Source organism: Oerskovia enterophila, from assembly GCF_001692445.1.
In the GTDB taxonomy this organism is placed as follows: Bacteria; Actinomycetota; Actinomycetes; order Actinomycetales; family Cellulomonadaceae; genus Oerskovia; species Oerskovia enterophila.
Genome location: NZ_MAQA01000001.1, coordinates 102,018 through 115,393 on the forward strand (window position 1 = coordinate 102,018; position 13,376 = coordinate 115,393).

The 13,376-nt window shown below is 70.5% G+C and carries 11 protein-coding genes; 9 read left to right on the top strand and 2 right to left on the bottom strand.

From position 1 onward, the window contains the following. The first annotated feature begins 18 nt into the window (after positions 1-18). The 5 genes from OERS_RS00455 (at position 19) to OERS_RS00475 (ending at position 5,807) form a co-directional block, all read left to right on the top strand. Positions 19-1,020 (top strand): LacI family DNA-binding transcriptional regulator, encoded by a 1,002-nt coding sequence (locus OERS_RS00455; RefSeq protein WP_068623487.1) that lies wholly within the window; start codon positions 19-21, stop codon positions 1,018-1,020. 240 nt (positions 1,021-1,260) lie between these two features. Further along, positions 1,261-2,652, top strand: coding sequence for an ABC transporter substrate-binding protein (locus OERS_RS00460; RefSeq protein ID WP_068623492.1), 1,392 nt, complete (start codon positions 1,261-1,263; stop codon positions 2,650-2,652). 81 nt (positions 2,653-2,733) lie between these two features. Further along, the gene (locus OERS_RS00465; RefSeq protein WP_056652799.1) at positions 2,734-3,723 is read left to right on the top strand and encodes a carbohydrate ABC transporter permease; all 990 of its coding nucleotides are present in this window, start codon (positions 2,734-2,736) and stop codon (positions 3,721-3,723) included. Beyond that, positions 3,720-4,658, top strand: a complete 939-nt coding sequence (locus OERS_RS00470; protein WP_068623494.1) for a carbohydrate ABC transporter permease — start codon at positions 3,720-3,722, stop codon at positions 4,656-4,658. The genes OERS_RS00465 and OERS_RS00470 overlap by 4 nt, the downstream gene beginning before the upstream one ends. A 255-nt stretch (positions 4,659-4,913) precedes the next feature. Next, on the top strand, positions 4,914-5,807 hold the full coding sequence (locus tag OERS_RS00475; protein WP_231907868.1) for an EamA family transporter: 894 nt from the start codon (positions 4,914-4,916) through the stop codon (positions 5,805-5,807). Positions 5,808-5,859: 52 nt separating this feature from the next. Here the strand turns inward: OERS_RS00475 and OERS_RS00480 are convergent, their stop codons facing one another. Both OERS_RS00480 and OERS_RS00485 read right to left on the bottom strand, forming a co-directional pair. Beyond that, positions 5,860-6,528: a bacterial proteasome activator family protein gene (locus OERS_RS00480; RefSeq protein ID WP_068623496.1), complete on the bottom strand. Its 669-nt coding sequence runs from the start codon at positions 6,526-6,528 to the stop codon at positions 5,860-5,862. A 54-nt stretch (positions 6,529-6,582) separates the two neighbouring features. Continuing rightward, a complete protein-coding gene (locus OERS_RS00485; protein ID WP_068623498.1) occupies positions 6,583-7,560 on the bottom strand; it encodes an NAD(P)H-quinone oxidoreductase in 978 nt (325 codons plus the stop codon). Between the two features lie 221 nt (positions 7,561-7,781). On the opposite strand from OERS_RS00485, the gene OERS_RS00490 reads away from it, so the two are divergent. The 4 genes from OERS_RS00490 to OERS_RS00505 all read left to right on the top strand — a co-directional run bounded on the left by OERS_RS00490 (position 7,782) and on the right by OERS_RS00505 (position 13,376). Continuing rightward, the gene (locus OERS_RS00490) at positions 7,782-11,531 is read left to right on the top strand and encodes a sensor histidine kinase (RefSeq protein ID WP_169834154.1); all 3,750 of its coding nucleotides are present in this window, start codon (positions 7,782-7,784) and stop codon (positions 11,529-11,531) included. A gap of 40 nt (positions 11,532-11,571) precedes the next feature. Next, the gene (locus OERS_RS00495) at positions 11,572-12,021 is read left to right on the top strand and encodes a roadblock/LC7 domain-containing protein (RefSeq protein ID WP_030151141.1); all 450 of its coding nucleotides are present in this window, start codon (positions 11,572-11,574) and stop codon (positions 12,019-12,021) included. A gap of 10 nt (positions 12,022-12,031) precedes the next feature. Continuing rightward, a complete protein-coding gene (locus OERS_RS00500) occupies positions 12,032-12,448 on the top strand; it encodes a DUF742 domain-containing protein (protein WP_056652781.1) in 417 nt (138 codons plus the stop codon). Between the two features lie 319 nt (positions 12,449-12,767). Continuing rightward, positions 12,768-13,376: a GTP-binding protein gene (locus OERS_RS00505; RefSeq protein WP_068623645.1), complete on the top strand. Its 609-nt coding sequence runs from the start codon at positions 12,768-12,770 to the stop codon at positions 13,374-13,376.

A 13,376-nucleotide genomic window follows, 5' to 3' on the forward strand; every position in this document is an offset into this window, starting at 1 on the left:
GGGGGAGAATCGCTCCTCGTGGCAGGAATCGACGAGGTAGCGCAGGCGGCCGGGGTCTCGACGGCGACGGTCTCGCGAGCCCTGCGCGGACTCCCGAACGTCTCGGCGGCGACACGCGCACGGGTCCGGGCCGTGGCCGAGGAGCTGGGGTACGTCCCGTCGCCGTCTGCGGCCTCGCTCGCGACGGGCAGGACCCGCACGATCGGCGTGATCACCCCGTGGGTCAGCCGCTGGTTCTTCGCCAACGTGATCGAGGGCGCCGAGCGGGCGCTGCGCTCGGTGGGCTACGACGTGCTGCTCTACACGTTCGAGGTGGGGGAGGACCGGCCGCGGCGCAAGGTCGACCCCACGGTGCTGCGGCGGCGCGTCGACGGGACCCTGGTGGTGGGGCTCCCGCTCGACGACGACGAGGTCCGCTCGCTCGTCGACCTGGGCACCCCGCTCGCGTTCGTGGGCTCGGGCCCTGCGGACCAGGTCACGGTCCGCCTCGACGACGTCCGCACGGGCTCCCTCGCGACGTGGCACCTGATCGACCTGGGCCACCGCGTGATCGGGCACGTCACGGGCATGCCTGACCTGGTCTCGTCGTGGTCGCCACCCGTCGAGCGCTCGACGGGCTACGAGCGCGCGCTGGTCGCCGCGGGCCTGGAGGTCTCGGCCGGGCTCGTGGCCAACGGGGGGTTCGACGTCGAGGGCGGCCGGTCGTCGACCAGGGACCTGCTGCGCCGCAGGCCCGACGTCACGGCGATCTTCGCGGCCTCGGACGAGATGGCGATGGGAGCGATCCTCGCGGCCCGTGACCTGGGGCTGGACGTGCCCGGGGACCTGTCGGTCATCGGGGTCGACGGGCACGACCTGGGCGAGCTGGTGGGGCTCACGACGATCGGGCAGGACGCCTACCAGCAGGGTGCGGACGCCTCGATGCTGCTCATGGAGATGATCAACGGCGCGCCCGTCCCCGAGAGCCTGACGTACCCGACGCGCCTGGTCCGACGGACCTCGACCGCACGTCCTCGCTGACCCCGTTTCCGCGGCGTTCCGGGCTTTCGCAGGTCACAGATGTGGGAGCGTGACCACCCTGGGCGGTTGCGAGGCCTCATGAGTAACGGAATCGTTACTGAAGTGACCCCTGCTTGTGCTTGCGCAACCGAGATGTAAACGCTTGCATGAGCAGTGGGGCAGTCGCGTCGTGGCCGACGTGACTGCGACACCTGCGGGCCGACCGCGATGTCAGCACCACAACGTTGTGGAGGAAATGTCATGGCAAGAAGCACCCTGTCCATCAAGCGCCGCGCGCTCGCGGCCGTCGCCGGTGGCGCGAGCCTCGCCATCGTGCTCACCGCGTGCAGCGGCAGCGGCGACGGAGGCGACGCCGGAGACACCGAGGCCGCGACCGCGGACTGTTCCGCCTACGAGGAGTACGGCGACCTCTCGGGCAAGACGGTCTCGGTCTACACGACGATCGTCGACACCGAGGCCGAGCAGCAGCAGGAGTCCTACAAGCCGTTCGAGGACTGCACGGGCGCCACCATCAAGTACGAGGGCTCCAAGGAGTTCGAGGCGCAGCTGCCCATCCGCATCCAGTCCGGCAGCGCGCCGGACATCGCCTACATCCCCCAGCCGGGCTTCCTCAAGAGCCTCGTGCAGGACTACCCGGACGCGATCCTCCCCGTCGGGGACGCCGCGTCGGCCAACGTCGACGAGTTCTACACCGAGTCGTGGCGCGACTACGGCACGGTCGACGGGACGCTCTACGCGACCCCGCTCGGCGCCAACGTGAAGTCCTTCGTCTGGTACTCACCGGCCATGTTCGAGGACGCCGGCTACGAGATCCCCACCACCTGGGACGAGCTGATCGCGCTCTCCGACCAGATCGTCGAGGACAACCCGGACGGCGAGATCAAGCCCTGGTGCGCCGGCATCGGCTCGGGCGAGGCCACGGGCTGGCCCGCGACCGACTGGATGGAGGACGTCGTCCTCCGCACGGCCGGACCCGAGGTCTACGACCAGTGGGTCAACCACGAGATCCCGTTCAACGACCCGCAGATCGCCGACGCCCTGGCCACGGTCGGCACGGTGCTCAAGAACGACGACTACGTCAACGGCGGCATCGGCGACGTCTCGTCGATCGCGACGACCGAGTTCACCGAGGGCGGCCTGCCCATCCTCGACGGCCTCTGCTACATGCACCGCCAGGCGTCGTTCTACCAGGCCAACTGGCCCGAGGGCACCACGGTGGCCGAGGACGGCGACGTCTTCGCGTTCTACTTCCCGGGCAACGACACCGAGGCCAAGCCGGTCCTGGGCGGCGGCGAGTTCGTCGTCTCGTTCGCGGACCGTCCCGAGGTCCAGGCCTTCCAGGCGTTCCTCACGAGCCCCGAGTGGTCGAACGCCAAGGCGACCGCGACCCCGCAGGGCTGGATCAGCGCCAACAAGGAGCTCGACAAGAGCCTCCTGCAGTCCCCGATCGACCAGCTCTCGTACGGTCTGCTGACCGACGACAGCTACGTGTTCCGCTTCGACGGCTCGGACATGATGCCCGCCGCCGTGGGAGCAGGGTCGTTCTGGACCGAGATGACCGAGTGGATCGCGAGCGACAAGTCGGACACCGCGGTGCTCGACGCGATCGAGGCTTCGTGGCCGACGTCCTGACCGTCCGCTGACGCCTGACCTACGATCCACAGATGGGGGCCCGCCACCATGGCGGGCCCCCATCGCACGAAGGAGTGCTCCATGGACTGGCTACTGACGCCTGACGGTCCGGCAGGGAAGTTCGCGGTCATGCTGTTCGCGATCCTCCTGTTCGTCGTCGTGATGGGCGTGATCCTCTTCCTCGCGGACCTACCCAAGCGGGTCCCCAACTGGGTGATCGCCGCGGTCTTCGCCGGCCCGGCGCTCCTGCTCATCGGGTTCGGGCTGCTCTACCCGGGCATCAAGACGGTCCGTGACTCGTTCTTCAACCGCACCAGCACGGAGTTCGTCGGGCTCGACAACTACATCACCGCGCTGACCCGCGACGAGTTCCAGGTGGTCCTGCGCAACACCGCGATCTGGGTCATCGTGGTCCCGCTCGTCTCGACGCTGCTGGGCCTGATCTACGCGGTCGTGATCGACCGGTCGCGCTTCGAGAAGTTCGCCAAGACCCTGATCTTCCTCCCCATGGCCATCTCGATGGTCGGCGCGGGCATCATCTGGAAGTTCATGTACGAGTACAAGGCGGACATCGGGAACATCCAGCAGATCGGTCTCCTGAACCAGATCCTCGTCTGGGTGGGTCTCGAACCCCAGAAGTTCCTGCTCGACGCCCCCTGGAACACGTTCTTCCTCATCATGGTCATGATCTGGATCCAGGCCGGGTTCGCCATGACGATCCTCGCCGCGGCCATCCGCGCCATCCCCGACGACATCGTCGAGGCCGCCCGCCTCGACGGGGTCTCGGGCATGCGCATGTTCCGCTACATCACCGTCCCGAGCATCCGCCCTGCGCTCATCGTGGTCCTCACGACGATCGCGATAGGCACCCTCAAGGTCTTCGACATCGTCCGGACCATGACGGGCGGCCGGTTCGACACCTCGGTCGTCGCGAACGAGTTCTACACGCAGGCCCTGCGACAGGGCGAGAAGGGCCTCGGCGCCGCGCTCGCCGTGATCCTGTTCATCCTCGTCATCCCGATCATCATCTACAACGTGCGCCAGCTGCGGGCGTCGGAGGAGATCCGATGAGCATCCCGATCCCCGACACCACGATCGTCGACGAGACCCCCGAGCAGGGCAAGGGCGTCGGCAAGCTCGACAGTCTCGACCGTCGGGCGGGCGCCGTCCGCCGTCGCGCGAGCTCCAAGAGCGCGTCGGCCATCGCGATCGTCCTCGCGGTCCTGTGGACCATCCCGACGTTCGGGCTGCTCGTCACGTCGTTCCGCCCCGCCGCGGACATCCGTCGCACCGGCTGGTGGACCGCGTTCAGCAACCCCGAGTTCACGCTCGAGAACTACCAGGACGCGCTCTTCGGCAGCTCGACCAACTTCGCGAGCTACTTCGTGAACTCGGTCGTCATCACCCTGCCGGCCGTCATCATCCCCATCACCCTGGCGCTCCTCGCGGCGTACGCGTTCGCGTGGATCGACTTCCGGGGCCGCAACCTGCTGTTCGTCGCGGTCTTCGCGCTCCAGATCATCCCCATCCAGGTCACGCTCGTGCCGCTGCTCTCGCAGTACGTGAGCTGGGGTATCGACGGCTCGTTCTGGCCCGTCTGGCTCTCGCACACGATCTTCGCGCTGCCGCTCGCGATCTTCTTGTTCCACAACTTCATGAAGGACATCCCGCGTGAGCTCGTCGAGGCCGCGCGCGTCGACGGCGCAGGGCACGTGCGGATCTTCTTCACGGTCCTCATGCCGCTCCTGGTCCCGGCCATCGCGGCGTTCGGGATCTTCCAGTTCCTGTGGGTGTGGAACGACCTGCTCGTCGCGCTGACCTTCGGCTCGGCGCTCGACGTCGCGCCCCTCACGGTCCGCATCGCCGAGCTCTCCGGGTCGCGAGGCGCCAACTGGCACCTGCTGCCGGCCGGAGCGTTCATCTCGATGGTCGTCCCGGTCATCGTCTTCCTGGCGCTCCAGCGGTACTTCGTCCGAGGTCTCCTGGCGGGTTCCGTCAAGGGGTGAGTCTCGGTGCTCCGCCGTCGGGCGGGGTCGTTCGCACGGCCTGCCATCCGGCTCCTCGTTCCTCGGGGCCCCGGCCAGGCCCGGCCACGGCCGCGCGAACGACCCCGCCCGACGCTTCTCCCGCGTGATCTCGTGCGCCGTGGTGGGCTCACCGTGTTGCGGGGGGAGGCCCTGCTGCCCGACGGCGTCGCGCGTCACACGTCGTCGGGTGCTCCCTGGTCTCGGGGTCGGCAGGGCCCGACGTAGGGTCGTCGGGTGCTCTCTGGTCCCAGCCGCGCGCTGGCTTCCGCCGCGGGGCGGGTCCCTCCGCCCGCCCTCTTCGTCGTCTCCGGGCTGACCCAGTACCTCGGCGCCGCGATCGCGGTGGGGCTGTTCGCGGTCGTCGGCGCGCCCGAGGTCGCCTGGCTGCGCATCGTCGTCGCGGCCGTGCTGCTCCTCGCATGGCGCCGTCCGTGGCGGCAGCGCTGGACCCGGCGCACGCTCGCGTGGGCCGCGGTGTTCGGTGTGGCCCTGGCTGCCATGAACGTGACGTTCTACGTCGCGATCGACCACCTCCCTCTGGGATCGGCGGTCGCGATCGAGTTCATCGGTCCGGTGGCGGTCGCGGCGATCACCGGGCGGGGTTGGCGCGAGCGCGGCGGCATCGCGGTCGCGGCGGTGGGCGTCGTGCTCCTCGCGGGCGTCACGCTCACGTCCGACCTGCCGCGCGAGGACGTCGTGATCGGGCTCGTCGCGATCGGTCTCGCGGCGGCGTGCTGGGCCGCGTACATCCTGCTGGGCCGCCGCGTGGCCCTGGCCGGGTCAGGGGTCACGTCGCTCTCGGTCGCGATGGCCGCGGGCGCCCTGGTCTTCGCGCCGTTCCTGGCGCCGTCGTCGGGGGCCGTGCTCGAGGACTGGCAGCTGCTCCTCGCGGTCGTGGGGATCGCGGTGTGCTCGTCGGTCGTCCCGTACGTGCTCGAGCAGCTCATCCTGCGCAGGGTCAGCGCCGCGACGTTCTCCGTGCTCCTCGCGATGCTGCCCGCGACCGCCGTGGTGATCGGCGCCGTCGTGCTCCAGCAGTTCCCGTCGTGGCTCGAGCTCGTCGGCCTGCTCCTGGTCTCGGGGGCCATCGCGATGACGGCTCAGCGCACGGACCCGCCGCCCGCGTAGGTCGCACAGGGGCGGCGAGCTGCGCGGGCGGCGTGTCGAGGTGCAGCAGGCCTCAGAGGTACTGGCCCGGTGAGGGCCGGCCGTCGTCACCCTCGCGCGGCGCGCCCGGCTGCGCGTGCTGCCCGGGGTGACCGGGCATGCCCGGGACGGGGAGCGTGCCCGGCGGCAGCGCGCGGCGGATCTGCGAGAGCTGGGCCTGCGCCGCCATCTGCTGGGCCACGAGAGCCGTCTGGATGCCGTGGAAGAGCCCCTCGAGCCAGCCCACGAGCTGGGCCTGCGCCACGCGCAGCTCGGCGTCGGACGGCACCGCGTCGTCGGTGAACGGCAGCGAGATGCGGTGGAGCTCGGCGACAAGGTCGGGCGAGAGCCCCTCCTCGAGCTCCTTGAGCGACCTCTCGTGGATCTCCGCGAGGCGGCTGCGCGCGGCCTCGTCGAGGGGCGCGTCGCGGACCTCCTCGAGCAGGCGCTTGATCATGCCGCCGATCCGCATGACCTTGGCGGGCTCCTCGATGACCGCGCTCGGGTTGCGGTCCTCGTCGGTCGAGTCGTCGCTCGCGACGACCGAGACCCCCGTCCCGTCGGGCCCGACGATCGTGACGCGCTGGGCCTCGCCCTCGTCCGCCGGGGCGTCCTCGGGGCCCCCCTGCGTGCTCTCGGGAGGGGTCTGCTGCCCGCTCTCGGTCGGGTCGGGGCTCTGGTCGGTGCGCGGCTCGTCGCTCATCGCCCCAGTCTGACCCGAACAGGCGCTCCGCGCGACGGTCGGGGCGCACCTGCGTCAGGGGAGCAGCAGGACCTTGCCGAACACCTCGCCTGACTCCAGGAGCCGGTGCGCGTCCGCGGCACGCTCCAGGGGAAGCCGCGCGTGGACGACGGGCCGGACGCGCCCGTCGGCGACCAGGGGCCAGACGTGCTCGAGCACGTCGCGGACGAGCCTTGCCTTCTCCTCGGCGGGCCGCGCGCGCAGGGTCGTGCCGCTCACCTGGGCGCGCTTGGCGAGCAGCATCCCCAGGTCGAGCTCACCGCGGCGTCCCTTCTGCATCCCGATCACGACGAGCCGTCCGCCCGTCGCGAGCACCCGGAGGTTGTCGGGGAGGTAGGCGGCCCCGACGACGTCGAGCACCACGTCCGCGCCCGCGCCGCCCGACGCGTCGCGCACCGCGGCGACGAAGTCCTGGGTCCGGTGGTCGACGGCGGTCTCCGCGCCGAGCGTGAGGCAGCGCGCCGTGCGCTCGGGGCCACCCGCGGTCGTGATCACCCGGGCACCGAGCGCGGCCCCGATCTGCGTCGCGACCGAGCCGACTCCTCCCGAGCCGCCGTGCACGAGCAGGACCTCGCCCCGGGCGAGGCGCCCGACGTCGACCAGGTTGCTCCACGCGGTGCACACGGCCTCGGGCAGGGCGGCCCCGTCGACGAGGGTGACGCCGTCGGGCAGGGGAAGGACCTGAGAGGCCCGGACGCGAACCTTCTCCGCGTAGCCCCCGCCGTCGAGGAGGGCGACCACCTCGTCGCCCACGTCCCACCCTGTGAGACGCGGACCAACGGCAGATATCACCCCAGACACCTCGAGACCCGGCCATACCGGGGCGCCGGGTGGCGGAGGGTAGTGGCCGGCGCGTTGTAGCAGGTCAGCAGGGTTCACGCCACTCGAGACGACGTCGATCACGACCTCCCCGGGGCCCGGTTCGGGGTCGGGGAGTGTGGACATGGTGAGTTTCTCTGGCCCGCCCGGGGCCGCTATCGTGACGGCTCGCACACAAAAGACACTACGTCCTCGTCGACGAGGACTCGTGTCCGTCAGCGGAGAGCCGTGGCTCGACGTACCGCCTTGCCCTGGATGACCGGATTAGGTCTGCGGGGCAAGTGCACCGATAGTTAGTACGCACGTCTGGCGCGTGGGGGACGGTCGGAGGCGACCGGGACCCACGAACTTCCGCTGGTTACAGGGTTTGGAGAGAGGTTCGTATGCTCCGCAGGTTGAGCGTTCGCGGGAAGATCCTTGCGGCACTCGCGCTGCCTGTCCTCGTCCTGTTCCTGGCCGCGACGATCTTCTCGGTCCAGGCGATCAACGAGGCGCGGGTCGCCCAGCAGACGCAGGCACTCGTCAAGGCGTTCGCGACCCAGGACGTCGCAGGAAAGGCCGTCGCGGCCGAGCGAGCCGCCGAGATCCAGCGAGTCCGCGGGGTCGAGAACGGTGACGCCCTGGTCGAGGAGGCCCGCCTCGCGGCGGACAAGGCCCTCGACCGCCGCGACGCCGTGTATGCCGACCTCAACATGTCGATGCTCGACCAGCGTGTGCGCGACGCCGTCGACGCGACGGTCAAGGACCGCGCCGAGCTCGATGACATCCGCAAGAAGACGGACACGAACTCTCACCAGGAGCTCGGGTTCACCTCGAAGTACAACACCCTGATCGACGACGCGCTCGACGTCCCGCGAGTCCTCGCCGACACGTCCGACGACCGTGACCTCGCCCAGTTCCTCGACGCGTACGTCGACACCAACGTGCTCATGAGCCAGGTCTCGCTCGAGCTCCCCGTGGTCCAGTTCCTCTTCAACGACATCCAGGCCAACCGTGAGAACCCCGGCGCCCCGAAGAACCTCGACAACGAGTCGCTCCGCGTCGCGCGTCTCATCAGCGAGGGCGACACCAGGGCCGTGCAGGCACGCAAGGCCGTCCGAGAGCTCCGGATCGACCAGGTCATCCCGTCGCCGATCGGCACCTACGTCGGTCTGCGTTCCGGCCTCGCCGCGAACGGCGCGGCGGGCACCACCGCCCAGCAGGACTGGGCGTCAGCCTCGTCGAACGACCTCAAGAACATCACCCCGGTCCGTGACAAGGTCCTCGCGGAGACGGGCGAGATGGCCTCGGACATCGCGACCGCCGCCGTGACGCGGGCCGTCATCACGATCCTCGTGACCCTTCTGGCGTTCGGTGCGACCATCGTGGTGGCCGGTGCCATCGCCCGCCAGATCGTGAACCCGCTGCGTCGCCTGACCGACGCCGCCCAGGACGTTCGTGACCAGCTGCCCCGCCTCGTCGAGCAGGTGTCCATCCCCGGCCAGGGCCCCGGGATCAGCATCCAGCCGATCGAGATCGAGTCGACCGACGAGGTCGGCCAGCTCGCCAACGCGTTCAACGACGTGAACACCACGACCATCCAGGTCGCCCGGGAGCAGGCCGCTCTCCGTGGCTCGATCGCCGAGATGTTCGTCAACGTCGCCCGCCGCGACCAGGTCCTCCTCAACCGCCAGCTCGCGTTCCTCGACGACCTCGAGCGGTCCGAGGAAGACGCGAACACGCTGTCGAACCTGTTCCGCCTCGACCACCTCGCGACCCGGATGCGTCGTAACGCCGAGTCGCTCCTGGTCCTCGCGGGCATCGACTCGGGTCGTCGCGTCCGCCAGCCCATGCCGGCGTCCGACGTCATCCGTACGGCATCGTCCGAGATCGAGCTCTACGACCGTGTCCGCCTGAACCTGGTCGTCGACCCGCTCATGCTCGGGCACAACGCCCTCAACGCCGCGCACCTCATCGCGGAGCTCCTCGAGAACGCGACCATGTTCTCGGAGCCGCACACCCCGGTCGAGGTCAGCACGGGGCGCGACGAGCGCTTCGTCAAGATCATCATCCGCGACCACGGGCTCGGCATGACCCCCGAGGAGATCGGCGAGGCGAACCGCAAGGTCAACGCGCACGCCGCGTCGGACGTCGTCGGCTCGCAGCGTCTCGGCCTGTACGTGGTCGGGCGCATCTCCGACCGTCTCGGTGCGCGCGTGACGTTCGAGCGTGCCCCCGAGGGGGCGGGGACCCTCGTCACGGTCAGCTTCCCGAACGTCCTCTTCGTGCCCGACTCCAACGTGCCGCTGCCGATGCCGACGGACCCGCTGGACAACCGCACGCAGGTCGCGGCGGACCAGATCTCGGCGCCCGCGCCGCAGCCGGCCGCACCCGTGTACTCGGGGCCGGCCACGACCTCGACCCCGCAGATCGACCACGAGGCCCCGGTCGCCGTGGCTGTCGACCTCGCCGCCCTGACCGACGGCGCCACGTCCACGGGCATGCCCCGTCGTCGTTCGCGCGGAATGGACCCGGCAGGCTCGGCCCCCAGCGCGTCGTTCGTCCCCGGTCCGCAGACCGGCTCGATCGTCCTGCCGCCGCTGGCCACCCCGTCGCTGCCCCTGGACCTGCCCGCGGCGCCCGACGCATGGTCCCCGCCGGAGGGCGTCGCCGCCACGGGCAACTCGCTGCCGAGCCGCGCTCGTGCCACGAGCCCCGCGGAGACGACCGGTGTCATGCCGCCCGTCCAGCCGGTGTCGGCCGAGATCCCCGTCCTGGACGTGAGCACCCGGTCCGCGATGTTCTCGAGCTTCCGTGCTCTGGGGACGACCGACCCGAGCACCGCCGAGCAGCAGGCCGTCGAGCTCGACGCGGCCCCGGACGTCTCGGCGACCGACATCTCGGTCCCGGACTTCGTGCCCGACGACGGCACGTGGGCCCCGCAGTTCGCGATCGAGCCGCTCGGCGCGTCCGAGGGCGAGGTTCCGGTCGCCCAGGCGCCCGTCGTGCCTGTCGCCGAGGCGCCCTTCGTGCCGGTCGCGGAGATTCCCGTCGTCGAGGCGCCTGGCGCGCCTCAGGTCCAGGCCGAGGAGCCGGCAGCCCCGGTGCTCGACCTTCCGCAGCGCAACGCGCCGGTCGTGGCCGAGGCACCGGTCCAGCAGTTCGCTCCGCCGGTCGCCCAGGCCGCTCCGCCGGTCGTGGCGTACGAGCCGCCGCCCGTGTCCCCCGCGGCGAGCTTCGAGCCCCCTGTGGTGCAGGCCGCGCCCCCGGTCGCGGCCCACGAGGCTTCGGCAGGGCAGGCTGCGCCTGTCGCGCCCACGCACCAGGAGGAGATCCCCGAGGAGCTCTCGTTCGAGGCGCTGCCGAAGTTCGAGGACCTCATGGCCGACCTGCCGACACGCAGGTCGCTGCGTGAGAGCCAGGCGCGCAAGCGAGGGATCTTCAACCGTCGTCCCCGGACCGGTACGCTGCCCGTCATCCGCCCCTCGGCCGCCGCGCTCTCCTCGCAGCCCGCGGGAGGGGACCAGCAGGCGCCCGTCGGCTACCAGCAGCCGCAGGCCCCCGCCGTGCAGCAGGCGGCACCGGTCGCCTACCAGCAGCCGCAGGCGGCACCCGTCGCCTACCAGCAGCCGCAGGCGGCACCCGTCGCCTTCGCGGCTCCGGCCGCGCCGACCTCGTTCGCGCCGCCGCCCGCAGCGGCACAGCCGCAGGCACCCGCGCAGGCAGCACCGGCCCCGCTGGTCCGGCGGCCCGCCCAGGAGCAGATCGAGCCTCTCGACCCGACCTACGTGTCGGACTCGGTCGAGGCACGGTCCGACTGGATCGCCTCGGCCGTGCTCTACGAGGAGATGTCGACGCTTCTGCGCAACGGACCCGAGGTCCAGGGCAAGGCGTTCGCGGAGTCTGCCGGCACGTACAGCCCCCAGGCTCAGTCCGACGTCACGGCGTCCGGGCTGACGCGGCGCGCGCGGACGGTGAACCGCGAGGACTACGTCGACCGGTTTACCGCGAAGATCGATCGCGATCCTGAGCAGCTGCGAGCCCGGCTCGCGGCCTTCCAGTCGGCCACGGCCCGGGGACGGGTCGAGGCCGACGACGAGACGGGGTCGACGGACCCGTCCTCGCACGGGAATGATGTCCCTGACTCAGCGCCGCAGTCGCGGTAACGAACAGCTCGCCGTCTGTGGTAACTGACAAGGAGGAAGTGTGAACGCGCTCAGCACCGAAGCAACCAATTTCGGGTGGTTGCTCGACAACTTCGTGCGGACCGTCCCGGGAAGTCGGCACACCCTGGTGGTGTCTGCGGACGGCCTGCTCATGGCGATGTCCGACCAGCTGGACCGCACGAGCGGTGACCAGCTCGCCGCGATCGTGTCCGGCATGTCCAGCCTGACCCGCGGGGCCGCACGTCAGCTCAACGGGGGCAACGTCCGTCAGTCGATCGTCGAGATGGACAACGGCTTCCTCTTCCTCATGAACGTGTCGAACGGATCGGTCCTCGGCGTCGTCGCCGAGTCCACGTGCGACATCGGCCTGATCGGCTACGAGATGGCGCTTCTCGTCTCCCGGACCGAGGCGACCCTGACGCCTCAGTTGATCTCGGAGATGCGCGGTAGCCTGCCTGTTGACGGAGCAACACGAGCCCCGGTGGGATGAGGTTAGGTCGATGACGAACGCACCTTTTGGCAGCTTGGGAGCGCACAGCTCGGACTCGTACGAGGCCGCGACGGTCCGTCCGTACGCGGTGACCGGCGGACGTGTCCGTTCGGCGACCTCGGACCTCCCGCTCGAGGCCCTCGTCGAGGTGATGCCGGGTGCTGTGAACAGCTACGGCCTGCCTCCTGAGAAGCGCGCGATCCTCCAGCACGCTGCTCACAACTACGTGTCGATCGCCGAGCTCTCAGCGCTTCTGCGGATGCCCCTCGGCGTCACCCGCATCCTCGTCGCCGACCTCGCCGAGGACAACTACCTGACGGTTCACACGTCGACACCGTTGAACGTCCACACCGGCCACGGCGGCAGCAACTCGGGACTGTCCCTGAGCATCTTGGAGAGTGTTCTCAATGGCATTTCCACCCTCTGACGCTGCCTCGGCCGGTCAGCCGCAGCCCGGCGCCGGCCCGGCCGTCGCGAGCCCGTCGTGGGCTCCGGTCGCGCCCGGCGGCGGTGCTCCCAGCGTGCAGGCTCCCGCCGCGCAGTCGCCGGCCCCGGTCCGCCAGAGCGTCCTGAGCCCTCAGGCCGCTACGGCAACGACGCCCTCTCCGCAGACCCCTGCCCCGGTCGCTGCGCAGCAGGCCCCGACGGTCCACCAGACGCCGCCCGTGCAGCAGGCTCCCGCCCCCGCGGCCCAGCAGCCGGTGCCGGCTCAGCAGGTGGCCGCTCAGCCGGTGCCCGCTCAGCCCGTGGCCGCCCCTGCAGCGGCTCCCGCAGCCGCCCCCCAGGCGACGCGGACCGCGCCGACGGTGGTCAAGATCGTCGTCGCGGGCGGCTTCGCCGTGGGCAAGACGACCTTCATCGGGTCCATCTCGGACATCGAGCCGCTCAACACCGAGGCCGCGATGACGGAGCACTCGGTGGGGGTCGACGACGCGGGTGGCGTGAGCGACCGCAAGATGACGACCACGGTCGCGATGGACTTCGGTCGTATCGAGCTCCCGGGCTCGCTGTGGCTCTACCTGTTCGGCACGCCGGGCCAGGACCGCTTCCTCTTCATGTGGGACGACCTGGTGCGCGGCGCGATCGGCGCCGTGGTGCTCGTGGACACGGACCGCCTGGAGCAGTGCTTCCCGGCGATCGACTACTTCGAGTCGCGTGGCATCCCGTTCGTCGTCGGCGTCAACTGCTTCGACGGCGTCGCCAAGCACAAGCTCGAGGACGTCCGTGAGGCGCTGCAGATCCCCGCGCACGTGCCCATGCTCTACACCGACGCGCGTTCGCGTGCGGCGACCAAGCAGACGCTGATCTCGCTCGTCCAGCTCGCGATGCGCCAGCTGCGCTCGGGCGCGGCCTGA